This window comes from Pseudoalteromonas sp. NZS100_1 (genome assembly GCF_015864285.1).
In the GTDB taxonomy this organism is placed as follows: Bacteria; Pseudomonadota; Gammaproteobacteria; order Enterobacterales; family Alteromonadaceae; genus Pseudoalteromonas; species Pseudoalteromonas arctica.
Window position 1 is genome coordinate 111655 of record NZ_JADYXN010000001.1, and the last position, 24647, is coordinate 136301.

At 39.5% G+C, this 24647-nt stretch carries 25 protein-coding genes; 2 read left to right on the forward strand and 23 right to left on the reverse strand.

The features are described from left to right. The first annotated feature begins 102 nt into the window (after positions 1–102). Positions 103–2556: a flagellar hook-length control protein FliK gene (locus tag I6F66_RS00540; RefSeq protein WP_197208444.1), complete on the forward strand. Its 2454-nt coding sequence runs from the start codon at positions 103–105 to the stop codon at positions 2554–2556. A gap of 2 nt (positions 2557–2558) precedes the next feature. Beyond that, positions 2559–2867 carry an EscU/YscU/HrcU family type III secretion system export apparatus switch protein gene (locus I6F66_RS00545; RefSeq protein WP_024589934.1) on the forward strand — a complete coding sequence of 103 codons (309 nt, stop codon included), beginning with the start codon at positions 2559–2561 and terminating at the stop codon, positions 2865–2867. A gap of 31 nt (positions 2868–2898) precedes the next feature. Here I6F66_RS00545 and I6F66_RS00550 read toward each other — a convergent pair whose 3' ends face one another. The 23 genes from I6F66_RS00550 to I6F66_RS00660 all read right to left on the reverse strand — a co-directional run bounded on the left by I6F66_RS00550 (position 2899) and on the right by I6F66_RS00660 (position 24625). Continuing rightward, positions 2899–3300, reverse strand: coding sequence for a DUF2802 domain-containing protein (locus tag I6F66_RS00550; protein ID WP_197208446.1), 402 nt, complete (start codon positions 3298–3300; stop codon positions 2899–2901). A 17-nt stretch (positions 3301–3317) separates the two neighbouring features. Continuing rightward, the gene (locus tag I6F66_RS00555; RefSeq protein WP_002959294.1) at positions 3318–3815 is read right to left on the reverse strand and encodes a chemotaxis protein CheW; all 498 of its coding nucleotides are present in this window, start codon (positions 3813–3815) and stop codon (positions 3318–3320) included. Between the two features lie 24 nt (positions 3816–3839). Beyond that, positions 3840–4634, reverse strand: coding sequence for a chemotaxis protein CheW (locus tag I6F66_RS00560; RefSeq protein WP_007585828.1), 795 nt, complete (start codon positions 4632–4634; stop codon positions 3840–3842). 3 nt (positions 4635–4637) lie between these two features. Then, positions 4638–5408 (reverse strand): ParA family protein, encoded by a 771-nt coding sequence (locus I6F66_RS00565; RefSeq protein WP_007585827.1) that lies wholly within the window; start codon positions 5406–5408, stop codon positions 4638–4640. Positions 5409–5420: 12 nt separating this feature from the next. Beyond that, positions 5421–6380: a flagellar motor protein MotB gene (locus tag I6F66_RS00570; RefSeq protein ID WP_165739541.1), complete on the reverse strand. Its 960-nt coding sequence runs from the start codon at positions 6378–6380 to the stop codon at positions 5421–5423. Position 6381: 1 nt separating this feature from the next. After that, positions 6382–7146, reverse strand: coding sequence for a flagellar motor protein (locus I6F66_RS00575; RefSeq protein ID WP_165739544.1), 765 nt, complete (start codon positions 7144–7146; stop codon positions 6382–6384). After that, positions 7139–8305 (reverse strand): chemotaxis response regulator protein-glutamate methylesterase, encoded by a 1167-nt coding sequence (locus I6F66_RS00580; protein WP_165721592.1) that lies wholly within the window; start codon positions 8303–8305, stop codon positions 7139–7141. The genes I6F66_RS00575 and I6F66_RS00580 overlap by 8 nt, the downstream gene beginning before the upstream one ends. A gap of 58 nt (positions 8306–8363) precedes the next feature. Further along, on the reverse strand, positions 8364–10571 hold the full coding sequence (locus tag I6F66_RS00585) for a chemotaxis protein CheA (protein WP_165721591.1): 2208 nt from the start codon (positions 10569–10571) through the stop codon (positions 8364–8366). Between the two features lie 15 nt (positions 10572–10586). Continuing rightward, positions 10587–11360 carry a protein phosphatase CheZ gene (locus I6F66_RS00590; protein WP_007585814.1) on the reverse strand — a complete coding sequence of 258 codons (774 nt, stop codon included), beginning with the start codon at positions 11358–11360 and terminating at the stop codon, positions 10587–10589. A 17-nt stretch (positions 11361–11377) separates the two neighbouring features. After that, entirely contained in the window at positions 11378–11761 is a 384-nt protein-coding gene (gene cheY, locus I6F66_RS00595; RefSeq protein ID WP_008132609.1) for a chemotaxis response regulator CheY, read from the reverse strand. Between the two features lie 40 nt (positions 11762–11801). Continuing rightward, complete coding sequence (locus tag I6F66_RS00600) at positions 11802–12512, reverse strand: RNA polymerase sigma factor FliA (RefSeq protein ID WP_007585810.1); 711 nt, start codon at positions 12510–12512, stop codon at positions 11802–11804. A gap of 26 nt (positions 12513–12538) precedes the next feature. Continuing rightward, positions 12539–13399, reverse strand: a complete 861-nt coding sequence (locus I6F66_RS00605; RefSeq protein WP_007585809.1) for a MinD/ParA family protein — start codon at positions 13397–13399, stop codon at positions 12539–12541. Next, positions 13392–14873, reverse strand: a complete 1482-nt coding sequence (gene flhF, locus I6F66_RS00610) for a flagellar biosynthesis protein FlhF (RefSeq protein ID WP_007585808.1) — start codon at positions 14871–14873, stop codon at positions 13392–13394. Before flhF ends, I6F66_RS00605 begins: the two co-directional genes overlap by 8 nt. A 21-nt stretch (positions 14874–14894) precedes the next feature. Next, positions 14895–17006 carry a flagellar biosynthesis protein FlhA gene (gene flhA, locus I6F66_RS00615; RefSeq protein ID WP_010553901.1) on the reverse strand — a complete coding sequence of 704 codons (2112 nt, stop codon included), beginning with the start codon at positions 17004–17006 and terminating at the stop codon, positions 14895–14897. Positions 17007–17078: 72 nt separating this feature from the next. Continuing rightward, the gene (flhB, locus tag I6F66_RS00620; RefSeq protein ID WP_007585806.1) at positions 17079–18209 is read right to left on the reverse strand and encodes a flagellar biosynthesis protein FlhB; all 1131 of its coding nucleotides are present in this window, start codon (positions 18207–18209) and stop codon (positions 17079–17081) included. A 9-nt stretch (positions 18210–18218) separates the two neighbouring features. Further along, on the reverse strand, positions 18219–18998 hold the full coding sequence (gene fliR / locus I6F66_RS00625; RefSeq protein WP_007585805.1) for a flagellar biosynthetic protein FliR: 780 nt from the start codon (positions 18996–18998) through the stop codon (positions 18219–18221). A 2-nt stretch (positions 18999–19000) separates the two neighbouring features. Continuing rightward, on the reverse strand, positions 19001–19270 hold the full coding sequence (fliQ, locus tag I6F66_RS00630) for a flagellar biosynthesis protein FliQ (RefSeq protein ID WP_002959325.1): 270 nt from the start codon (positions 19268–19270) through the stop codon (positions 19001–19003). Positions 19271–19310: 40 nt separating this feature from the next. Next, positions 19311–20051: a flagellar type III secretion system pore protein FliP gene (gene fliP / locus I6F66_RS00635; RefSeq protein WP_165725378.1), complete on the reverse strand. Its 741-nt coding sequence runs from the start codon at positions 20049–20051 to the stop codon at positions 19311–19313. Between the two features lie 4 nt (positions 20052–20055). Then, complete coding sequence (gene fliO, locus I6F66_RS00640; RefSeq protein WP_007377952.1) at positions 20056–20439, reverse strand: flagellar biosynthetic protein FliO; 384 nt, start codon at positions 20437–20439, stop codon at positions 20056–20058. Next, positions 20436–20834, reverse strand: coding sequence for a flagellar motor switch protein FliN (fliN, locus tag I6F66_RS00645; protein WP_007585803.1), 399 nt, complete (start codon positions 20832–20834; stop codon positions 20436–20438). Before fliN ends, fliO begins: the two co-directional genes overlap by 4 nt. Before the next feature lie 20 nt (positions 20835–20854). Next, positions 20855–21946 (reverse strand): flagellar motor switch protein FliM, encoded by a 1092-nt coding sequence (gene fliM, locus I6F66_RS00650; RefSeq protein ID WP_007585802.1) that lies wholly within the window; start codon positions 21944–21946, stop codon positions 20855–20857. Positions 21947–21955: 9 nt separating this feature from the next. Further along, a complete protein-coding gene (gene fliL, locus I6F66_RS00655) occupies positions 21956–22486 on the reverse strand; it encodes a flagellar basal body-associated protein FliL (RefSeq protein WP_007585800.1) in 531 nt (176 codons plus the stop codon). Positions 22487–22543: 57 nt separating this feature from the next. Further along, complete coding sequence (locus I6F66_RS00660; protein WP_197208448.1) at positions 22544–24625, reverse strand: flagellar hook-length control protein FliK; 2082 nt, start codon at positions 24623–24625, stop codon at positions 22544–22546. Positions 24626–24647: the final 22 nt, after the last annotated feature.

Below are 24647 nucleotides of genomic sequence, written 5' to 3' on the forward strand. Positions count from 1 at the left end.
TCTCTGCCAAAAATTAGGCGTTAGTCTACCATAATGATAGGGTAATACGAATATTGCTTTAAAATCGATTCACTTAAAATAGAGAAAACTTGATTTAAAATAATGAATACGCCAACGCAAATAACATTATCTAATTCATTGGTTATCAATCAATCGACGAACCCTCAAACCAATGAGTTATCGCAATTACCTAATGAGGTACTTGCGGCTAAAAACATTCAATTTTCGAAAGACTCGATTACGCTTGATGTATTTATTGATAAACATTGGCAGACATTAAGACTTGGCACTACAAGCGCACCTCAAAATTTACAAAAAATAGCCAGTGCTAACATACAACTTAATCCCGATGGCAAACAGCTCAACATCACGCCAAACACTACAACCCTTACTTTAAATCAACCAGTACAATTACAGCGTTTATTAAATTATGTAAGCACGGGCACTGAGGTACAAAGCCAACCAATGGATTTACAAGTGGTTATGTCCCCTACCCCAAAATTAGTAATTGATAAACTTAACGCCAGTATTGCCATAAATAAAGACGTAGCGCAGTTACTTTTAACCGAGCAGCCTTTAAAAGTAGTTGTTAGTACTACTAACAAAGGCGCACAGCTTAATGTTATTAATCGCTTTGCAGATACAATTCATACGCAACCACTTAGCCAAACTAAACTTACTAAATTACTCGTGGCCTTATTACCTAGTGCGCAACTTCAAGCAACACCTAAACTAGCTATTTTGACCCATCCTCAAAAGTCAGGTTCGTTTACAACGCCTATTACTAATCAACAAGTTAGTGAACTACCCAATACCCCCATTAAGGTAAATTTAATAAATCAGGCTGATAAATTACTTATTAAAACCGATACTAATAATATAAAAGTGACGCTTAATAACTCATTTTCTAAACCGTTTAACGAGTTACTTTTAGCTCAAAAAAGCAGTGTCCCTGAAATACCTTTTTCTGCGTCCACTATTAAAGCAAGCCCACTGCTTACACCTAATAGCCCAATAAAATCGTGGCTACAAAATAGCTTTAGTGATTTAAAAACGCGAATTAATGATGCAGTTAAATATTTTGAAAGTAAGCCCTTTGCAGCAGCAAATAAATCTGAGTTAATGCCGCTGTCTGCATCATCTGCGATACAAAGGCCGAGCTTAGTTATGCAATTAACAGTATCACCGTTGAATAGAGTGAATATTACCCAAAATGTAAGTACTGCGTTAAATAGTAATACGAGCAATACTTTACCAGAGCACTTTTCAAGACTTCCGCCACTTGTACAATTAACTCAGCAAATAAAAGGAAGTGTTAGTGTTTGGCAATCATCTACAAATATAACAACAGCTAACACGCCAACGCCAAATAATATTACTCAAAATGGAGTGGCGAGCGCTAAGCCAAGTAATTTAAACGCGAGTCAATTGAGTGCTCTGAATATTAGTACTAACAGTAAAGTTGATACGTTAATTAAGCCTACAAGTGAAATTGTTACTAAAGGGCAAATAACCTCTTCAGTGCAACCAGTAATAAACGGCAACAATCAAAACAGTGCAAACTCAGCCACGATTAAAAACATTCTCCCATTAGCAGAGCCGTTATCTAATATTGCCTCTCGTAGTCAAATGCTACAACCAATAGAAGCAAAGCTATTAAGCACATTATTAAAGCTTCCTGATACCACAATCCCTACGGATAGATTAGCTGGTAACAAACAGCTTTTAAGTAGTCAAATTACTGACATTACAAATAGAGCAACAAAAGACACGCCCGATTTAACTCGCTTAATTAACCAAGCATTTAATCGCATGGTCTCAAGTAATAATGTTAACCCTGCGACCATACAGCGTGAAGTATTAGCCACCTTACAACCATCTCAATTAACGGGTGATACACTACAAAGTAGCTTCACTAAAGGACTTGAACAAGTTGCAGTGAGTATTTTAGCAGCCCCTATAATTAGCCAATCAGTAACACCGATAAGCTTTAATAACCAAACTGGCTTAGATGCACTTTTACAAGTACTCATACCTACTTTTAAAACAGGAAACGCGGGAGCAAAAATACTTGAGCAACTGCAGCAAGCTCAAGTTCAAGCATTGGCTAGCGAAATCGTACAAGTTAAAAACACACTTACCCAAGTAAGTGTTTCAACACCAAGTCAACAACCAGACACAAACCCGCTTGCACAATTTTTATTACCAATGAAATTGCCGCCTGAGGCCGCCCAAACAGAAATAACATTGGGGCAATATAAAAAGCCAAGCGCAGATAAATTAGAAGATAAAAATGTATGGTTTGTCAGGCTAAACTTTGATTATGCACAGATTGGGCAATTACAGATTACCGCTGAGTTAATGGATAAAGCACTCGATTGCCAGCTATTAGCCTCAAGCCAAGAAGTAAGCGCAATTGCTCACCCTCACTTAGATAATTTAAGATCCAAACTAGCTAAGCATGGTTTACAGGTTGGAGAGCTCAACTTAAAGCGAGGCGATGCAAATAATCAGGCATTTTATAAATCTCATGCAATTATTAATATTAAGGTTTAGTAATGAGTGATACACCTATTAATAAGTCAGCCATTGGGCTTTTATACGAAGCTGGCAACACCCCCACTGTAAGCGTAAAAGGGTTTGGTGAGTTAGCTGACGAAATAATTGCAGCGGCAAAATTAAAAGGAATTATGATCCACGAAGATGCAGCGCTTGCTAAAACGTTGTCGCATTTAAGCTTAGGGGAAGAAATCCCTAAAGAGCTTTATTATGTAATTGCAGAGCTTATTGCGTTTTCGTATGTATTAAGAGGTCAATTTCCGCCAGGCTGGCAAGACTTTCAAGGTAAGTTAAATATTAAAGCGTGAGATTATTTACACGCTTATAACTAAAAAGGCGCTAAGCGCCTTTTTTTTTATGTAGTGAAAATAGTAATTCGGCTTCTGCTCGCGGTAATTCGCATTCGCGTATCACCTCATCGAGGTCCGCACCTAACTCAACCATTTTTACTGCACGAGAGTAAATTTTAGCATCAGGGTCATCGTATTTTTGCGCAGCTTGTTGTTGTATTAAATCTTGATTTTGTTGCTCAACCTCAAGCACTCGCTTACCAATACTTAAAAGCCCTGTTCTAAGCTCTGAAATTTCACTTCGCAAAATATGAGTTTGCTCTGAGCTATCTTTAAGCTGCTGTAATACAGCATTAACTTCATTCACTTGTTTGTTTTTTAATGCAATTATTAGCGCAAGCGATATAAGTCCTACCGCTAACGCTGATATAGCTATACTAAGTAACAGCATAATTTATTTGGTAAAGCTTATATATCGCTTAACTCATCCCATTCATCATCGCTGAGTAACTTGTTTAAATCGACTAAAATCAGTAGCTCATTATCACGATTACAAACGCCTTGAATAAACTTAGCACTTTCTTCAGTACCAACATTTGGTGCACTATCGATCTCAGAGCTGCGTAAATAAACGACTTCAGATACGCTGTCGGCTAAAATGCCGATAACTTGCTCTTCAGCTTCAATAATTAATATACGAGAATTATCGGTTGCATCAGCAGCTAACAAACCAAAACGTGCACGAGTATCAATAACAGTTACAACGTTACCGCGTAAGTTAATAATACCAATAACGTAAGAAGGTGCACCTGGTACAGGGGCTATCTCTGTATAACGAAGTATTTCTTGTACTTGCATTACATTTACGCCGTAGGTTTCTTCCTCTAGCTTAAACGTAACCCACTGTAAAATTTCATCATTATTATCTGCGTTTTTATTTGCTGACAGTAATTTATCTTGATTCATGCTATTACCCCGTAATGGTCATTACTACTGACGGCTATCTAAGCCTTTCTCTAATAATATATTTAAATTATCTACATCTATTAAAGCACACATTTTTTCTTTTATAACACCAGCAAGCCATGGGCGCTTACTTTTATTTGTACGCCATTTTACATCTTCTTTACTCAATGTAATGTTATTTATCAACTTTTCAGCTAATAAGCCCCACTGGCTATCACCTAAGGTAATTAAATACTGATAATCTAAAGACGCCTCTAATTTATCATCATACTTTTCTGGCATTACCCAACGAGCAGTATCAACAACATTAAGCTTTTCTTCTCTGTTGAGCATAACGCCTTTAAACCACTTTGGCTTACCAAATAAATGATTTACTTCACCTAGTTGATGTATACCGCCTAATGCTTTTAATGGCACAGCCAATGTTAAACCAGCAACTTCAAAAAATAATGCCTGAAATTCACCATCAAAATAGTCAGATTGGCTAGTGGTTATAATCTGTGGTTCTGGTTCTTCTGTAATCGTACTTATCGGCTCTATTACTTCATCGTCAATGGCTTTATTAACTTTTTCGGCTTCAAAAATAGGTTCAACTATTGGCTTAATTTCAGAATTAAGTAAGTCTTGATCAAATATTTTTTCTGCCGCTTTTATCTGTTCTTTTGGTTTTAAATGAATATGTTCTTGCTGCGAGTCGTGTGGCATTTGCTCAAGTAATTTTGCGACTGGCTCAAGGTTATCTACAGGCTCGTCTTCACATAACAAAGCCCCTAGGTATTGTTTCATTACTTTTTCATTAGCAAATAATTGCTTACTCATTCATTAACCTTGTTCAATTAAATATTCTAGCAGTGCTTTATATGCGTATACACCACGCGAACGAGGACAATACTCTACAGGCACTTTTTGCGCAAAGCTTGCATCTCTAAATTTAGTATCTACCGGTATCACACCTGGCCAGACTTTATCACCATACGTACTTTGCAGTGTTTTATATGCTTCTAACGATGCTTTAGTACGTTTATCATACATAGTAGGGATTATAGTATATTGATAATCTTTCGCTTGAGAGGTTTGCATTAATTCCATAGTGCGCATCATTCTATCAAGCCCTTTCAGTGCTAAAAATTCCGTTTGCACTGGCACTAAAATTCGCTCACTTGCTGCAAGCGCATTAACCATTAACACTCCTAAAACTGGGGGGCAATCTAAAATGGCATAATCGTAATGTTCACTGATTTTTGCAAGCGCTTTTTTTAGTATTAATCCCATACCTGTTTTATTACCCATGCTTCTATCAAGCGTGGCTATCGCCATTGTTGCGGGTAAAATATCTAGGTTTTCAAGTGTTGATGGGCATAAAGCTTGAAGTATCTCTTCACTTTGCATGCTCGTGCCACGCGCAAAAATATCATATACGCTGACTTCCAAATCTTCTGAGTCAATGCCAAAGTAATAAGTGAGTGATGCATGAGGGTCTGTATCAATAAGCAACACACGCTTACCCTGCAAAGCTAAAATACCAGCAAGGCTCACTGCTGTTGTTGTTTTACCAACACCACCTTTTTGATTTGCGACAGTCCAAATCTTCACATTACATCCTAATTACTGTTCATTGCGCGTTGTTATGCGAATACCACCATGAGGCAAACGAATTATTTTTATTGTATCGTCATCTGAAGGGAGCTCAATTTCAGGCTCTGCCACTACTGGCTTGACGGCCTGTTCATCACCTTTAATGTCTTGTATTGGCGGTAAACCATACTTAGAAAGTGCAATAACAACTTTACGATTTTCTGCTCGCCCTTGTTCTGTATCGTTACTTACAAAAGGTGAATATTGACCATAACCTTCTATCGCCATTCTGGCAGAATTAATACCTAATGCTTCCAACTCTACTAAAATAGATGTTGCTCTAGCAACCGAGAGTTCCCAATTTGAGCGAAATATTTCATTGCGAATACTTTCATCATCAGTATAGCCACGCACCCTAATATAGTTATCTACTGGAGCAATAATATCTTTAACAATTTTGACGACTTGCTTTGCCCTAGAGTGTGCAACTGAGCTACCACTTGAAAATAACATACCTGAGCTTAGCTCTATAATCAGCCAATCTTGATTAAGCTCTAAACTGGCTTCTCCATCACGAATTTCATCAATGAGCGCTGACTGCAGTTTAGTAAGTAAGCTATCAAGTGGTTTACCTAAATATTTCTGTTGTATGTTACTTGTATCACTTTGACCATCGAGTAACTCTGGACCTTGTTCTTCTTTTAAAATACTTTCACCATAAAGAACTTCTTGTTCAGGTGTCACTCTATCAGTCAATATTCCATTACCATTGACGCCCTCACCTTGCTGGGAGTGCTGGCGGGCAGATTTATCAAAAACGTGTTCAAGGGAGTCTGACAATATTTGAAATTGTTCTTCTTTGTTGATCGCTATCGCATACAGCACCACAAAAAAAGCAAACATAATGGTCATGTAATCGGCATACGATACAAGCCAACGCTCTGTATGTTGATTTTTTGGAGCAGAGTGACGAAGTCGTCGGCGTAGCATGTTATTCGTCCACTAAATTAGGACGCTCTACACGGTAGGCTTCAAGCTTTAATTCTATATTTACTGGGCTTTCGCCAACGCTTATTGCAATCACACCTTCGGCAAGCATTTCATGGTAAAGCATTTTTTGCTCTACACGCTGTTTTAACTTATTTGCCATAGGTAAAAACAATAAATTAGCTAAACCAACACCATAAATGGTCGCGATAAATGCCGTTGCAACGCCTGCACCAAGCATTTGTGGATCGGTAATAAACGACATTGCCTGTATTAAACCAAGCACAGCACCTAAAATACCAATGGTAGGACTGTAGCCCCCCATCGCTTCATAAACACGCGCAGCTTCAAGTAAACGATCGCGTTCTAGCAGTAAATCAATTTCAAGCGTGTCACGTATTTTTTGCTCTGAGCAGCCATCTACAAGCAAGCTTAAACCTTTTGCTGCATATGCATCTGGGTGAGCTAGCGCTTCGTTTTCAAGCGCTAAGTAACCTTCTTGACGTGCCTTATGAGACCATCGCTTAACTTGCTCTATTGCATCTTCAATATCATATTGTGGCGCAACAAAAACCCAAGAGCTCATATTTAGCATTTTTTTAAAGGTACTTGCTGATGTTTGTAACATAACAGCGCCAAGCGTGCCGCCTAATACAATAATAAGGGCAGGACCATTAAATAAAGCAGAAACAACGCCGCCTTCTAAAGAGTAACCTAGACCTATTGCACCCAGTGCTACAAATAGTCCAAATATTGAGAGTTTATCCACAACCTACCTCTCTCTTGATACGTGCTGCAACATCGCTTAATGCTAAGCTTTCACTCGAAAGCCCCGCATTAGCAATGGCTTGAGGCATTCCATAAACAACACAGCTTTTCTCATCCTGTGCCCAAATAGTTGCACCCGTTTGCTTTAACATTCTTGCACCGTCACGTCCATCAGCGCCCATGCCTGTTAAAACAATAGCAAGCACATCGCCTTGATACGTTTTTGCTGCACTGGCAAACGTTACATCTACACTCGGTTTATAACTTATTCTCTCGCTATGATCTTCAAATACGCGCAGTGTTCTATTTGCACCACGCCCTTCTACCATCATCTGCTGTCCGCCAGGCGCTAGATAAGCCGTTCCTGGTTGTAAGCGGTCACCTTGTTGCGCTTCTTTCACTTTTATTTGGCACAGACCATTTAAGCGTGCTGCGAAAGCAGGTGTAAAAGCCGCAGGCATATGCTGAATAAGTAAAATAGGGTGAGGGAAATTAGCTGGCAATTGAGTCAGTATAGTTTGTAGTGCAACAGGGCCACCTGTAGAAGTGCCAATAGCCACAAGCTGGTATTGCTTTCCACTTGCTCGCATTGAGGCAATATTTGAACCTGACGATGTTGTAGGGGCTGCTCTTTGAAAGCTTCTATCGGGTTGTTTTATCGAAGGCGTTAGTGTGTTTGTTCTTTGCGAAAGTGAGCTTGTTATCGGTTTAGTTGATATTACTGGCTTAGGTGGTGTTGCAGCCTTAAACGTTCGCGGTAAACGTCTTCGCCCTATATCTTTCACTTTATTTTGTAAAAGCTTTATAGCGTCTTCATTATTGCGAGCGATGTCTTCAAATTTTTTCGGTAAAAAATCCATTGCTCCAGCATCTAGCGCATCAAACGTTGCTGTTGCGCCATCACGTGTTAGTGATGAAAACATTAAGATAGGCGTTGGATTACTCGCCATTATCTCTTTAACTGCGCTAATACCATCAAGCACAGGCATTTCGACATCCATAGTGATCATATCTGGACGTAGCTGAGCTGCTTTTTCAACAGCTTCTCTGCCATTCACAGCAAAGCCTATAACTTGTATGTCGCTATCTTGCTCAAGAATTTCGCTTACCCTGCGGCGAAAAAAGCTTGAATCATCAACAACTAAAACTTTAACGGCCATTTAGCTCTCTTATTAAATTTATGCGTAGGTATATATTAAATATATACCTACTTTATTATTAGCCTGCGTAATGTTTTAACATGTTTGGAACGTCTAAAATCAGTGCAATGCCACCATCCGAAGTTATTGTAGCACCCGCCATACCTGGTGTTCCTTGAAGTAACGCATCAAGCGGCTTAATCACTACTTCTTCTTGGCCAATTAATGAGTCAACAACAAAACCAATTTGCTGCGTACCAATTTGCACAATAACTACATGGCCTTTTGCTTTTCGCTGTGAACGATCTGAGCCTTTAACTAACCAGTGCTCGAGGTAGAATAACGGTATTGCCTTTTTACGCACAATAATTGTTAATTGCCCATCAACCACATTTGTTTTCGTTAAATCTAAGTTGAATATTTCACTAACACCTGCAAGTGGTAACGCAAATGTTTGTGCGCCAACAATTACCATTAAGGTCGGTAATATGGCTAAGGTAAGTGGTACTTTTATCTCTAAAATAGTACCTACACCTAACTCAGATTGAATACTTACAGAGCCGTTTAATTGGGTGATTTTAGTTTTCACCACATCCATTCCAACACCACGACCTGAAATATCAGATATCTCTTCTTTTGTAGAAAAGCCAGGTGCAAAAATTAGGTTGTATGCTTCAGTGTCAGAAAGTCGACTCGCTTGATCGTGATCGAGCACGCCTTTACTAATTGCTATTTTTTTCAGTTTCTCAGCATCCATACCAGCGCCATCATCTTTAATGGTCAACAAAATATGGTCGCCTTCCTGAGACGCTGATAAAGTAACATTACCTGTTCTAGGCTTACCGGCAGCCTCACGAACAGCTGGCATTTCAATACCGTGGTCAACTGAGTTTCGAACTAAATGCACAAGCGGATCGGCTAGTGCTTCCACTAAGTTTTTATCTAAATCGGTTTCTTCACCTACAAGTTGTAAGTCAATGTCTTTGTTTAAGCTGCGTGCTAAATCGCGTACTACGCGAGGGAAACGACCAAATACCTTTTTAATTGGTTGCATTCGCGTTTGCATAACCGCGCCTTGAATATCAGCAGTCACTACATCTAAGTTAGAGATTGCTTTACCCATTGCTTCACTGTCTGAATTGGTCGCTAAACTAACCAAACGATTTCGCACAAGTACTAACTCACCAACCATATTCATAATTTGGTCAAGTCGTTTTGTATCTACGCGAACTGTCGTCTCTGCTGCTGGTGGCGCTGATTTTTTGGGCGTTGCTGGCGCTGCTTTAGCAACCGGTTTTTCTACCGGTTTAGAAGCGGGTGCTTTTACAGGTTCTGGTTTTTTTACAGGCACACTCGCTTTTGCAGCTGGTTTAGCTGGGATATTGGGCTGTTTCACAGCTGGAGTGCTTTCTATTGATTTAGGTGCAGTGCCTTTACCATGAAGTTCATCAAGAAGCGCTTCAAATTCATCATCACTAATTTCATCATCTGATGAATTAGCAGTATTTGACGCTGGTTTAGCTGGTTCTACAGGTGCTTTAACTACACTACTTTGCTCAGGTGCTTTACTCGCAACCTCACCAAAACTGCCAACTCCATGTAACTCGTCTAATAAGCTGTCAAATTCATCATCAGTAATATCACCATTAAAATCACTACTACTTGCTACTGGCTTTTCAACTGCAGGACCTTGTCCTTTACCGTGTAGTTCATCAAGTAAGTTTTCAAATTCATCTTCAGTGATTTCGTTTATTTCAGCATCACTAACCGAAGGAGTTCCGCTAAACATTTCATCAAATGCAAATGGATCTTCCTCATCAGCTATTGGCGTATCAACTACTTCATCAAGAGGTTGTTCAACGTCAGTTTCTGAAGCGACTCCGTTAAGCTCGGCTTCTGTTGGAGGTAGGCCCAAAATGTGGAGGGTTTGAAGTAACTCAGGATCTGCTGGTTCTGGCTTATCCCTATTTTGGATAGTCGCGAACATTTCATTAATGGTGTCGAGCGCTTGTAAAATAACATCCATTAACTCTGAATTGACCGTTCGCACGCCTTGACGTAGTAAATCAAATACGTTTTCAGCGCCGTGGCAAGCATCAACAAGTTCTGTCATAGCTAAAAAGCCTGCACCACCTTTTACAGTGTGAAAGCCTCTAAATATGGCATTTAGTAACTCGGTATCTTCTGGATTATTTTCCAGTTCAACTAACTGTTCAGATAAAAGCTCTAGGATTTCTCCTGCCTCTACAAGAAAGTCTTGTAAAATATCTTCATCGACTTCAAACATGCAGTTACTCTCCTCTTAGAAGCCCAAACTTGATAAAAGATCATCGACTTCATCTTGATCAGATACAACATCATTACGCGATTCTTTATCAATAATAGGGCCTTCAGGACCTGCTAAAGTTTGTGTGGCAACTGGTTCTTTTATTTTTTGTTGTTCTACTTTATTCGCTGTGTTGTCACTGTCATCTTGTTCAGCAAACGCTGTTAAAAGATGAAGTAAGCTTTCTTCTACTTCTCTAACAAGTTCTATAACACGGCGAATAACTTGACCTGTTAAGTCTTGATAGTCTTGAGCCATTAGTACATTTGTCATTAAGCTTTGAAGCTCATCCGTTTTATGATGAGAGTTATTCATAAACTTATCGATACTATGGCAAAGTTGTTTAAACTCACCAAGCTCAATCTCCCGGCTCATTAAACGATCCCATGTCGGTTTGATATGAGATATTTCATCTGCAAGTTGCTGAGCTATAGGTAAACTAGCCTCAACAGCATCCATTGTTTTATTAGCCGCATTTTCTGTCATTTCTATAACATAATTAAGCCGCTTTTTAGCATCTGGAATCGCATCTGTCGTTATGTTAGTTAAGCGAGTATCAAGCTCAAAGCTTTTAAGTGCTTCGTGCAGTTGACGAGTCAACTTCCCAACTTCAGCAAATAATTTAGACTGCTCTTGCGAAGCTGTCTCTAAAATCAACTGATTAGCTTTATCTTGCTCATCGTTTTCTAAATAAATGACGAGTTGACGAGCTTGTTCTAACGTTATTTGAGGCGCAGCTGGTGCTGACATAAGCCTCTCCCCCATCATTAGCCTAAGCGTTCAAATACTTTTTCTAATTTAGTTTTTAATGTTCCAGCCGTAAATGGCTTAACAATATAACCATTAACGCCAGCTTGCGCTGCAGCAATTATTTGTTCTTTTTTAGCTTCTGCCGTTACCATCAATACAGGGATATGTTTTAACTTATCATCTGCACGAATTGCTCTTAGAAGGTCAATACCTTGCATTCCCGGCATATTCCAATCTGTAACCACAAAATCAAATACTTGATTTTGTAACATAGGCAGAGCTGTAGACCCGTCATCAGCTTCTTGAACGTTAGTGAAACCTAAGTCACGTAATAGGTTTTTTATAATTCGTCTCATCGTTGAAAAATCATCAACTACAAGAATTTTCATGTTTTTATCCAAAACATCCCCCAGTGAGGTATTAACCTTAGTTTACTTACTACTAGTTTATCCAGTCATTGATTTTAGCTTTAAGCTTAATCATCGCCTGACCATGTATCTGACTTACACGCGATTCACTTACATCGAGTATATGTCCTATTTCTTTTAAATTCATTTCATCGTTATAGTATAAAGAAAGTACCATTGCATCACGCTCTGGTAATGACTTTATTGCATTTAGCAAAGACTCATTAAACCGATCATTTTTAACATTATTAAAAGGTTTGTCTAGCGCTAAATCTTGGCCTACGGGAGTAATAACATCCTCATCTACACCAAGGTCTTCTATACCTAATACTTTACTGGTATTAACATCATTTAAAATATGATGGTACTCATTGAGTGAAATTTCAAGTTTTTCAGCAACTTCTGTATCTGTTGGTTCGCGATTCAGACTGCTTTCGAGCCCAGTAATTGCTTCTGCAACTTGTCGGCTTTTACGGTGTACTGAACGAGGAGCCCAATCACCACGGCGCATTTCATCAAGCATAGCCCCGCGAATACGAATACCGGCGAAGGTTTCAAAGCTTGCGCCTTTTGTTGCATCAAAGTTTTTTGAAGCTTCTATTAAACCTATCATTCCTGATTGAATTAAATCATCAAGCTGAACGCTAGGTGGTAATCGAGCAATTAGATGACATGCCACTTTTTTAACAAGTGATGCATGTTTCTCAACAATCACATTTAAGTTTTGTGTTGATTGATATCCCATAGCTCTATTCACCAATGTTGTCATAATTAGCCGTTTACTAGTTTCTCAATGAAAAACTCTAAATGCCCAGATGGTTGATTTGGTATTGGCCATTTAACTGCTTTTGTCGCCAGCGCTTTAAACGCGAGAGCGGCTGGCGAACTTGGAAAGAGCTCAACAATCACCTTTTGGCGACGTGTTGCTTTGCGCATATTTTCGTCATAAGGAACCGTTGCTACTAGCTCCATTGAAACATCTAAAAAGCGATCGGTAACTTTAGATAGTTTTGCAAACAATTCAGTGCCTTCACGCATACTGCGGACCATATTGGCAACAATTTTGAACTTATAAACACCGTGCTCGCGGCTTAATACTTTAATAAGTGCGTAAGCATCGGTTATTGATGTTGGTTCATCGCACACTACAACCATTACATCTTGTGCTGCTCGTGAGAAGCTTAGCACCATGTCTGAAATACCAGCGGCTGTATCTACAATTAAAATATCAAATTCGGTATTCAATTCGCTAAATGCACGAATTAGCCCGGCATGCTCAGATGGCGATAATTCAACCATACTTTGCGAGCCCGATGTAGCAGGTACAATTTTAATACCAGCAGGCCCTTCAACTAAAATCTCGTCAAGCTCACATTCACCTGACAAAACGTGTGATAAATTGCGCTCTACACGTAAACCAAGCATCACATCACAGTTTGCTAAACCTAGGTCAGCATCCAGCACTAATACTCTATTACCTTGTTGCCCTAGTGCAATAGCGGTATTTAGAGAAACATTTGTTTTCCCCACGCCACCTTTACCACCGGTTACAGCGATAACTTTTACGCCGTTGTTATTGTTTTGACTCATTTTGCGCAGGCCGCTTGCTTGATCTAATACTGTGTTAATCATACATCCCTACTGTACTTGGCGCCACTGCTTGGTGCCTTGAATGTTGTGCTTTTGTTCTTTTTAAATATAACTGCTCAGCCTTTTTCACTAGTTTTTCAGCATTTGCAACACGAATATCTTCTGGCACTCGTTGACCGTTAGTAAGATACCCTATTGGAAGGCGATTTTGAATCGCAATACTAATAATCTCACCCAAACTTAATGATTCATCTAACTTAGTGAAAATACAACCACTTAACTGTACTTTTTTAAAGTGACGTACTGTTTCTTGTAATACATTAATTTGTGCCGTCGCGCTTAGTACTAAGTAGCTGCGAATATCCACACGTTGGTTACGCATTAACGTGTTTAACTGCTCAGTTAAACGTAAATCTCGCTGACTCATACCTGCTGTATCAATTAATACTAGACGTTTATTTCGTAAATGATATAAAACTTCAGCTAATTCATTAGCATCTTTAACTTGCTTTACACCACAACCAATAATACGGCCGTAAGTAGCAAGCTGTTCATAAGCACCAATTCTGTATGTATCAGTGGTTATTAAGGCCACTTTATCAGCGCCATATTTTTGTGCGCCTAAAGCTGCAAGCTTAGCAACTGTTGTTGTTTTACCAACACCTGTTGGACCCACTAACGCATATACACCACCTTGGCGAAGTATTTCATTATTGGTTGTTTGCATTTGATCTTCGACCATCGTTAACAACGCTTTCCAGCCTTGCTTACGAGATACATCATCAGGTACAAAACATGCCATTTGTTGCGCTACTTCTTTATCAATACCCATACCGACTAAGCGGTCAACCATGCAAGCGCGTGTTGGATCGCGACGCGCCATATCTTGCTGCATTAAGCCTGATACTTGATGCTCAAGTAATTGACGAATTGCGTTCATTTCTTCACGCATTGTTGTCATTTCTTCGCTTTCATTATTGGGTGTTTGTTGGCGAGCCGTTACTGGACTATCTAAATCATCAAAGTCGCTGTCTAAATCATCAAAACCTAAGCTATCCGCTTGAGTTTGTGGACGAACTGGCGCTGCATTTTCAGGAGCAAACATATTTTTAGTACGCTGTTCCATAACTGGTTCTTGATAGTTATCTGTAGTATCAATACCTGATTGTGAAAACATTGATGCAAGTTCAGGGGAGCGAGGACGCGGTGATTGGCGCTCTAACAAAGCCTGTAGGCTGTCAGCCACTTTTGCCTGCGGCTCTGGTTTGGCACGCTGAGGCTCTGGTTTTACAAAATTATGCATACTTTGCTGTGGTGCTTGAGCACGCGGCTCTGCAGTACGTTGTGGTTGCGCTGCTACTTTAGGGGCTGCTTTGTCATAATCAACTGCCGCTACAATTTCTACACCGTTAGCCAGCTTCTTATTTGACATAATAACCGCATCAACACCTAACTCATCTTTAACTTCTTTAAGTGCTGTGCGCATATCTTTAGCAAAAAAACGTTTAATTTTCATGATTCAACCCCTGTTAAAATCTTATTGTTGGCCTACAGAGCTAACAATCTTGATCTGTCTTTCGTCTGGTACCTCTTGATAAGACATCACTCTCAATCCTGGAATGGTGTACTTAACAAAACGAGATAACACAGTGCGTAACATTCCTGACGTTAGCAATATAGAAGGTTCACCGGCCATTTCTTGATTTTGATGCGCTTGTGTCAATGACACTTGAAGTCGCTCTGCAAGTCCAGGCTCAATACCGGCACCTTCATCGCCTGCATTTTGTAATGACTGATGCAACATCTGTTCCAACTCAGGTGCCAAGGTTATGACAGGGATTTCTGATGACATACCAACCGCATCTTGAACAATTAACCTACGCAGAGAAATACGCACTGCAGCCGTTAATACATCAGGGTCTTGGCTACGCGGACCATACTCAACAAGGGTTTGAACAATTGAGCGCATATCGCGAATAGCTACACCTTCATTCAATAAATTTTGCAGTACTTTTACAATTGCAGTTAATGGCAACACATCAGGTACTAGTCCTTCTACTAAGCGAGGATGGCTTTTAGCAAGCATATCAAGCAGGTTTTGAACTTCTTCATGCCCTAGTAGCAATGCCGCACTGTTAGTTAATAACTGGCTAATATGAGTGGCGACTACCGTGGCTGAATCTACAACGGTATAACCTAGTGATTGCGCTTCATCTTTTTGATCAGGCTTGATCCATACTGCATCAAGGCCAAACGCAGGATCTTTAGTTTCAACCCCTTTAATAGGACCAAATACTTGCCCTGGGTTAATCGCTAGCTCGTCGCCATGTTTAAGTTCGCTTTCACCGGTTGAAACACCCATTAGCGTTATTCTGTAAGCATTTGGATCAAGCTCTAAATTATCGCGAATATGAACAGGTGGTACTAAAAAACCAAGTTCTTGAGAAAGCTTTTTACGTACACCTTTAATACGATTAAGTAGCTCACCACCTTGAGATTGATCTACCAACGGAATTAATCTGTAACCTACTTCTAGGCCAATTACGTCAACCTGCTGAACATCATCCCAACCAAGTTCTTTTTGCTCTTGTTTATTGGCAATACCTGTTGCAGCGCTTCCGCCACTGGCGGCTTCTTCGGCTTCTGCTGCAGCGGCTTTTAACTTAGTTTGCTGTGTGTAGTAAGCTAAATAACCCAATAACGCACCTAAACTTAAAAAAGCAAAATGCGGCATACCAGGCACTAAACCCATGATGATCAAAATACCTGAAGCAATAAAGAGTGATTTTTCGTTACCTAGTTGTTTCTTAAATTGATCACCCATATTGAGCGACTCATTTTGACGTGTTACAACAATCGCGGTACCAATTGAAAGCAGTAAAGAAGGGAGTTGAGCAACTAAGCCATCACCAATGGTAAGTAATGTATATACTTCCATTGCGTTGCCAAAACTCAAATTATGTTGAATCATACCGACAAATAAACCACCAACAATATTGATGATTAATATAACAATACCTGCAATGGCATCGCCTTTTACAAATTTACTCGCACCATCCATTGAGCCGTAAAAATCGGCTTCGCGAGTTACTTCCTCGCGGCGGTCACGCGCTTGCTCAGCACTGATAAAACCAGCGTTTAAATCGGCGTCGATTGCCATTTGTTTACCCGGCATTGCATCAAGGGTGAAACGTGCAGATACCTCAGAAATACGCCCAGCACCTTTGGTAATTACCACAAAGTTAATAATAATAAGGATTAAAAATACGACCAAACCAACTGCGTAGTTACCACCAATAACAACTGAGCCAAACGCTTCAATTACTTTACCGGCAGAATCACCACCATTATGACCTTCAAGTAATACAACTCGAGTGCTGGCAACGTTAAGCGCTAAACGCATAATCGTAGCGATTAGTAATACAGAGGGGAATATACCAAACTCAACCGGCTTCATCGTGTAAACAGTCACGAGTAAAACCACTAATGCGAGGGCAATATTAAACGAGAAAAGGATATCGAGTAAAAATGGCGGTAACGGTAAGATCACCATTCCCAAGGCTGCAAGCACAAGCAAAGGAGTACCTACCCCTTTGGCATAGTCTTTTTTGTCTCTGTTAAGTTGTTGTAATACCGCTTTAAAACTCATAATTCTACAATTTCAAAAAATTGACACTACGTAGAATTAGCAATAACTATTCCAAGTTACTAAGTTAACGGTTTAATACTTGTAGGCATCGGGGATTGGGAGCTTGTTATTGAGCTTAGTTGGACGTTTACCGCGCCCTTTATTAAAGCGCTTAAGCTGAAATACATACGCTAAAACTTGCGCTACTGCAGTAAATAGCTGATCGGGTATTTGCTCTCCTACTTCAGCCGTATGATAAAGCGCTCGGGTCAACATAGGGGATTCTAAAATAGGTACTTCATTCCCTATTGCTACTTTTCTAATTTGCATCGCCATTTCATCGATACCCTTAGCAAGCACTATTGGCGCTCCTGCGCGCTCTGTATCGTATTTTAATGCTACTGAGTAGTGAGTTGGGTTGGTAACAATAACATCAGCGTCAGGGACATCTTGCATCATACGATTTTGCGACATTTGCCTTTGTGTTTGCCTAATACGCGCTTTTATTTGTGGGTCACCTTCAGAGTTTTTATACTCATCTTTAATCTCTTGCATTGTCATTTTAAGTTGTTTGTTATGGTTATAACTTTGAAATGGTGCATCAATAGCCGCAATAATAATTAAAGTGCATGAAAGGCCTAAAAACATCCAGCCTAAAATCTCTAAGGCATGGATAATATTACCTGGTGCACTTTCTAAACTTAAATGCAGTATTTCATCAAAATAGGTATTAATTAAAAATATAGCAAAACTTGCAACCAAACCAAATTTTAAAAGTGACTTTACAAGCTCAATAGCCGCTTGCGGGCCAAACATACGTTTAAAGCCTTTCATTGGCGACATTTTACTTGCTTTAGGTGCAGCGGCTTCCCAGCTAAAATTAAAACCACCTAATAACGTATTACCAATAAATGCAGCCAAAACTATAATTAATACAAACATAGCCATAGGAAACATTAAAGCGTCTGCAACCTCTCCCCATACGGCAAACATTTTAGTGGTATCAAAGGCTTCGTTGCGATTTAAGCTAAGGGTTCGGCCCATTACATTGTATAAACCTTTGCCAATTTCTGGCCCATACATCAAAAGCGATATAGCCGAAAAAATAAGTACAAACATGGTGCCTAGCTCTTTTGAGCGCGCTATTTGGCCTTTCTTTTTAGATTCTTCAAGTTTTTTGGATGTGGGTTCTTCTGTTTTTTCTTGTCCTGAGTCTTCAGACATGACTTTCTCCTAAGGTGAGCAACCAACTAAAGTACACATTAGCTCAACCATTTTTAACCATTGAAACTCAAACTGAGTAACAAAGTTACCTAGTGTCGCCCAAATAATAATAAGTCCCGCTACCAAGGTAAACGGAAAACCAATAGAGAAAATATTTAATTGCGGTGCTGCACGCGTCATAATACCAAACGACATATTAATAACGAGCATCGCGGTAAGCGGCGCAAGTGAGAGTACAAGTGCTGTAGTAAACATCCAGCCACCCCAGGTCACTATGTCCCAGTAATGATCTACAGACCACCATGTGCCATCAATGGGTAGCACTTGAAAACTATGCACCACCATTTGAATCATCATTAAATGACCGTTAAAAGCAAAAAATAATAGGGTGGCCAAAATAAGGAAAAACTGGCCCACAGCAGGCACACTCGCGCCATTAGAAGGGTCAATAACCGAAGCAAAACCTAAACCGGTTTGCATCGCGAGTATTTGCCCTGCTAACACAAAGGTATTTAATAAAAGTATAGATGCAAAACCAATAGCAACACCAATCAGCATTTGTTGAATAACGACTAAAATCATCTCAAACGAAAATAAATTAGTGAATGTAGCTGGCGGCAGAACAGGAACTACAACAAAAGTTACAACAACCGATAAACCCATTTTTATACGTGTAGGAACATTTTTAGCCCCCAAACCAGCCATAATCATAATCATTGAGCTAATGCGTACCAGCGGCAACAAAAAATCGCTCAACCATTGAATAACGACAGCAAAGGGGTATTCCACGTTTAACCTGCAATTTCAGGAATAAGTAATACTAGGCGAGTAAAAAAGTCCATTAGCTCTTGAGTAAGCCAATGCCCACCCACAATAAGCGCACTAATGGTAATTAATAAACGAGGTAAAAAGCTCAATGTTTGTTCATTGATAGACGTTGCGGCCTGAAACACAGCCACAACTAAACCAATAATTAAGCCTGGGACTACAATTGCAGACACAAGCTTAATAACTAAAAAAAGAGCGTCACTTAGGATATCAACAAAAATTTCCGGTTCCATGTTGTACTCCTATTGTTGGGTCATGTTAATGCTTTGCATACTAAGTCCCTAAACCAAAGCTTTTGGCTAAGGTACCCATCACTAAGCTCCAGCCGTCTACAAGTACAAATAACATAATTTTAAACGGTAAGGACACAATCATGGGTGAAAGCATCATCATCCCCATCGCCATTAATACTGAGGCGACCACTAAATCAACAATTAAAAATGGGATAAAAAACATAAACCCTATTATAAATGCGGTTTGCAATTCACTGGTTACAAAGGCGGGTATAAGCACTATTAACGGTGTATCTTGTGGCGAATCTAGCTGATCGTAACCTGCAATTTTAGCAAACGTTTCTAAGTCTTTGAGACGCACTTGAGAAAGCATAAAGGCTTTCATTGGCTCTTTAGCCAGCTCTAAAGCTTGTACTGAAGTAACCTGCTCATTTAAGTAAGGTTCTATAGCTCGCTCGTTTACCTGCTGATAAATAGGCGACATTATAAAAATACTTAGAAAAAGCGACATCCCTAATAACACTTGGTTCGACGGTGTTTGCTGCAAACCAATCGCTTGGCGCAAAATGGCGAGTACAACAATTATTCGTGTAAAGGAGGTCATCATAATTATGGCAGCCGGTATAAAACTCAGCGCCGTCATAATTGCTAAAACTTGTAACGTTACTGAGTAATCTTGTGTGCCATCAGCGTTTGTTGTAATAGTAAGCGCATCAATTCCTTCTGCGCTTACATTTGGTACAAACACCATGGCAAAAATAATAAGCAGCCACTTTGTCATAGGTTTAATTCTTTTTATTTTGGTTTGATTGCGGGTTTAAAAGTTTACCAAATCGTTTAGCGAGTTCAGGTAGTTCTTTTTCACTTAATGGAGTTTCTAACTTGTGTAAGTAATTAATACTGTGGGGAGTTACACCAAGTAAATGCTGAGCATTATCTATCTCAACAACCATTAAACGCTCGCGAGAACCCAAAGGTAGACTTCTGACTACTTTAAATTCATCGCTGTTTGCTAAATTTGGATTAAGCTTTTTAACAAAAAATGCCAGCACAATAATTAGTACTAGCACCATTACAAGCGACAGCACCATAGAGAGTATATCTCCAGTGGGTGTTGCCACATCTGCTTTTGAAAAAACGGAACTCGTTAAAGCAACTAATAAGCTCATCGTAGTTTTTTGATCCGCTCTACTTGGCTTATCACGTCAGTTAAGCGAATACCAAACTTGTCGTTTACTACAACTACTTCACCATGGGCTATCAAAGTACCATTAACTAGCACGTCTAGCGGCTCGCCCGCAACACGGTCAAGCTCAACAACAGAGCCTTGGTTAAGTTGCAATAAGTTACGAATATTAATTTTAGAGCGTCCTACTTCCATTGAAATAGTAACGGGGATATCTAAAATAGTGTCGAGTTTTCGTTTTTCATCGCCACTCATTTCGTGTTTTGAATCACTTAACTCATCAAGCTCTGCAACATGTGCTTCGCTACTATCATCTGGAGCTTCGGCTTCTGCTAATGCTGCTGCCCATTCATCCATTGTGTCTTGATCATCGCTCATACTTTTAACCTTTTAATCAATTACCAGTCTAAGTCTACACCGTCAGAGAGGTGTAAATCATCTTCTAGTTCTGCTAATTCTGCATCTGAGTCAATTTTCTTGCCGCCTTTGGTAAATACATGCAGCTCAGATTTAACTGAATCAGGTCGTTTAATTTTTTCACTAATTTGAAGCGCAACATTATCGCGAGAGCGACCCATTTTGGCTCTAAATGTAGGGAGTTCTTCAACAAATACGGTTATATGCTCAGGCATTTCAACCGGAATAATATCACCGGCTTTGAGTTCCATAATTTGTTTTAAGGTTAAATCAACTTCAAGCAACTGAGTTGATATTTCAACCTCTACATCCATTATTTCATCGCGAAGCGCTTTGCTCCAACGCAAATCAGTATCTTCAGTATCAGACTGAACACCCGCATCTAACAGCTCTCGAATTGGCTCAAGCATTGAATACGGAAGTGCTATATGAAAATCGCCACCGCCACCATCGAGCTCAATATGGAAAGAACTAATAACCACAACCTCAGTTGGGCTTACAATATTAGCCATAGCTGGGTTTACTTCAGAATCGAGATATTCAAACGATACATCCATAACCGGTGCCCAAGCTTCTTTATAATCTTCAAAGATTATTTTAAGGAGCATTTGTACAATTCGGCGCTCTGTTGGGGTAAATTCTCGGCCTTCTATTTTTGCATGATAACGCCCGTCACCACCAAAAAAGTTATCTACCAAAATAAACACAAGTCGTGCTTCCATGGTAATCAGGCCAGTGCCTTTTAAAGGTCTAAAACGCACCATATTTAAGCTGGTTGGAACAAATAAAGTATGAATATACTCGCCAAACTTAATCATTTGCACGCCGTTAATAGACACCTCTGCGGTGCGGCGCATCATGTTAAATAGGCTAATTCGCATATGACGAGCAAAGCGTTCATTAACAATTTCCAGCGTCGGCATACGACCACGCACGATCCGATCTTGCGAAGAAAAATCGTACTGAAGCGTACTTCCCCCGCCATCTTCACCTTCGTGTATATCTTCCTCTTCAACGTCATCAACGCCATGTAATAGCGCATCAATTTCGTCTTGGGATAATAAATCGCTCACGCTAACCCCTTATTGCATCACAAAGCCGGTAAACAATACCCGCTCAATTACTTTGCTGCCTTCAACATCCATTAAGGCTTTTTGTACCTTTTCAAGTGCAGAAAAACGAAGTGTTTCTTTACCAGAGCTCGTACTTAACTCATCAGCAGTTGTAGTAGAAAACACGCTGAGTAGCGTCCCTTCTATTAGTGGAATGTGTTTTTTGGCTGTTTCTTCATTTACTTCGCCACGTACTAATAACTGTACTTTAATTTGCACAATTCTGTCGCGACTTGAACCGGGAACGTTAAATACAAATGGGCGTGGCATTGACACATATAAAGCACTGCCTATTTCAGCTGAATCACCAACAGCAGCAGAAGGAGCATCTGCTGACATCGCAGTCTCTTCATCTAAGGTTTCAACTGGCGCATCCGAACCCGACATAAAAAAGTAACCTGCAGCACCGCCTACGATAAGTAGTACAGCTACTATGATTATTATTAGTTTCTTTTTGCTTTTACCGGTTTCTTCAATTTCTAAACTTGTTTCTTCAGCCATCATGATTCCTTTAATCGCAAAGGTACTTGCTTGTTTTAGTTATTATAATAGCAGCACTTAGGCATAGTAATCTATTGATGATGAAGTTTGTTGTCGAGAACTTTGTGCAGTGTTATTTGCTTGCTCGTCGTTTTCATCATTAACTGACTTATTATTAGCCATATTACCTTGGGGTCCACTCTCACTTTGCTCGGCAGTTTCACCACCTGATTGCCCATAAGAAATAGTACTTTCACCAAGCTCTAACCCTTGTTGCGCTAACATTTCACGTAAGCGCGGCATTGATTGTTCAAGTGCTTCTTTGGCTTGCTGGTTTTGTACTACAAAGTTTATATGTGCTTGTTCTGCATCGCTACGAATACGTATTTGCATACTGCCCATTTCAGGAGGATCTAGGCGAATTTCTGCTTCTTTGTTATTAATGCTCAACATTGAGCTAACGCGCTCTTGCAGTAATTTAGCTGCATCACTTTTAACAATATTAATTGCCTGCATTACACCAGGATCAATACTTACTTGCTTAACTTGCGATGTACTTTGTAATTGTTGAGTTTGTATTATTTGGGTATCAAGTAAGCTCTGCTCGTAACTTAATGAGTCGTATTGGCTTAATGTGCTCGTTTGCTGAGTATTTAAAGCAGCTGTAATTTGCGTAAATACTTGTGCCACGCGTACAGGAGTTTGTTCTGCAGTTATTTTTTTAAGGCCATCTTTTTGTAATTCTTCAAGTGATTTTAATAAATCATCACCCTTAGTTGAGGTTGTTACGGCTTTATTTAAATCAGCCCCTTCGTTTGTCGATGTCTTTAAGCTTAACTTTTGTGGATTATATACTGTGTTAGGAGTCTCTGACGCTACAAACGTTTTTGAGTCTGTCTTAGCGGTATCGGCAAGTCCTATTTCAATTGAAGCTTTTAATTCATTAACTGTTTGCTTAAGCACTGCCAATTGCTCGCCTTTAGGCTGCTCTGTTTTAATATAAGCGTTTAACTGCGTTAATAAGCTTTGTTTTTCAGTTGTATTAAGTGAATTGATTTCTGCGCTAAAAGATTGTTTTGTGCTCGTGCTCTGCGTTTTTTCGTTATCAGTAATAAATTGCGCAAGCATTTGCTTAAGATTTGAAGTGCTACTAGTTGCGTTACTGGTTGAATCAGTATTTTCTAATACCTTAACTTGCGCGTTAAGTTGTGAGCGCTGCTCAGGCGTTAAACTAGCAATAACATCATTAGCTTTAATTAAGCTTGCATCTTTAGTCATTAACGTATCTATTGCTGCATTATTATCAGCTTCAGTTGCGGCTAAAGAAGACTGAGTAACGCCCGCTTTGTCGGTGAGTGTTGGCAAAACTATATTATTTTCATCAGCAGACTTATTTTGTCCTAGCTGCTCTTTAAAACTCATTGATGCAACTTCAGGTTTTTCTAATATAGGGCCAATGCTGTCATCGGGCTTTTTATTTATAGAATTTAATGGCCCTTCAATAGCTTCAGCAACACCACTTTTACGATGTTTGCCTTCATTTAATGGTAACGAATTCAAAGGTAGTGAGCTAAAGTTATCGCTTTTTGAATCAGTTAATTTAGCCGTTTTAGAGTCTACATTAGTGGCAATTGGATTTTGCACTACACTGGCTGTATTCGCTTCTTTAGCCGATACTTCATCACTTGTATTAGTGGATGCAATTATTGGTGTGCTTTGTAATTGTGTATTCTCTATTTCTGTATTCTCTATTTTGGTATTCTCTGCTTGTGTAGCTTCTAGCTCTGCATTTTCTGATTCTAAACTGTTAGTTGCATCGAACGGCTTATTGACCGAAGTGCTCATTGCTTGTGCTGAATTAATTTGATCAAGCATCTCAACAGACACAAAAGTAACTTCATCTGTTGTTACTTCATCTAGCTTTACGCTCAGATTTTCATTTTCTTCTGGCTGTTTATGCTTAGGTATGGCAATAGAGTTTTCGGCATTGGGATTTTTATTGCCTTTAAGCAAAGGCTCCATAGAGTTATGCGCTTCGTTTAGTTGACTTAAAAATTCATCGCCTAAATTTTCTTCTCCATTAGCTAAGCTATTGTCTTTAAAAGCTAACAGTGAGTCTTTTTCAGAAGAAACTAAAAACGAAATGTTATTCATCGCCATAAATCACCTAATACCATTACGG

Excerpts from the sequence above, each read along its gene's own strand:
- fliP (WP_165725378.1), bottom strand. The coding sequence starts at position 20,051 with ATGACAAAGTGGCTGCTTATTATTTTTGCCATGGTGTTTGTACCAAAT.
- flhF (WP_007585808.1), bottom strand. The coding sequence starts at position 14,873 with ATGAAAATTAAACGTTTTTTTGCTAAAGATATGCGCACAGCACTTAAA.
- fliQ (WP_002959325.1), bottom strand. The coding sequence starts at position 19,270 with ATGGAACCGGAAATTTTTGTTGATATCCTAAGTGACGCTCTTTTTTTA.
- I6F66_RS00660 (WP_197208448.1), bottom strand. The coding sequence starts at position 24,625 with ATGGCGATGAATAACATTTCGTTTTTAGTTTCTTCTGAAAAAGACTCA.
- fliN (WP_007585803.1), bottom strand. The coding sequence starts at position 20,834 with ATGAGCGATGATCAAGACACAATGGATGAATGGGCAGCAGCATTAGCA.
- I6F66_RS00585 (WP_165721591.1), bottom strand. The coding sequence starts at position 10,571 with ATGTTTGAAGTCGATGAAGATATTTTACAAGACTTTCTTGTAGAGGCA.
- fliO (WP_007377952.1), bottom strand. The coding sequence starts at position 20,439 with ATGAGCTTATTAGTTGCTTTAACGAGTTCCGTTTTTTCAAAAGCAGAT.
- I6F66_RS00580 (WP_165721592.1), bottom strand. The coding sequence starts at position 8,305 with ATGGCCGTTAAAGTTTTAGTTGTTGATGATTCAAGCTTTTTTCGCCGC.
- I6F66_RS00550 (WP_197208446.1), bottom strand. The coding sequence starts at position 3,300 with ATGCTGTTACTTAGTATAGCTATATCAGCGTTAGCGGTAGGACTTATA.
- I6F66_RS00570 (WP_165739541.1), bottom strand. The coding sequence starts at position 6,380 with ATGCTACGCCGACGACTTCGTCACTCTGCTCCAAAAAATCAACATACA.
- flhB (WP_007585806.1), bottom strand. The coding sequence starts at position 18,209 with ATGTCTGAAGACTCAGGACAAGAAAAAACAGAAGAACCCACATCCAAA.
- I6F66_RS00590 (WP_007585814.1), bottom strand. The coding sequence starts at position 11,360 with ATGTCAGCACCAGCTGCGCCTCAAATAACGTTAGAACAAGCTCGTCAA.
- I6F66_RS00600 (WP_007585810.1), bottom strand. The coding sequence starts at position 12,512 with ATGGGATATCAATCAACACAAAACTTAAATGTGATTGTTGAGAAACAT.
- I6F66_RS00555 (WP_002959294.1), bottom strand. The coding sequence starts at position 3,815 with ATGAATCAAGATAAATTACTGTCAGCAAATAAAAACGCAGATAATAAT.
- flhA (WP_010553901.1), bottom strand. The coding sequence starts at position 17,006 with ATGAGTTTTAAAGCGGTATTACAACAACTTAACAGAGACAAAAAAGAC.
- I6F66_RS00545 (WP_024589934.1), top strand. The coding sequence starts at position 2,559 with ATGAGTGATACACCTATTAATAAGTCAGCCATTGGGCTTTTATACGAA.
- I6F66_RS00540 (WP_197208444.1), top strand. The coding sequence starts at position 103 with ATGAATACGCCAACGCAAATAACATTATCTAATTCATTGGTTATCAAT.
- fliL (WP_007585800.1), bottom strand. The coding sequence starts at position 22,486 with ATGGCTGAAGAAACAAGTTTAGAAATTGAAGAAACCGGTAAAAGCAAA.
- I6F66_RS00605 (WP_007585809.1), bottom strand. The coding sequence starts at position 13,399 with ATGATTAACACAGTATTAGATCAAGCAAGCGGCCTGCGCAAAATGAGT.
- I6F66_RS00560 (WP_007585828.1), bottom strand. The coding sequence starts at position 4,634 with ATGAGTAAGCAATTATTTGCTAATGAAAAAGTAATGAAACAATACCTA.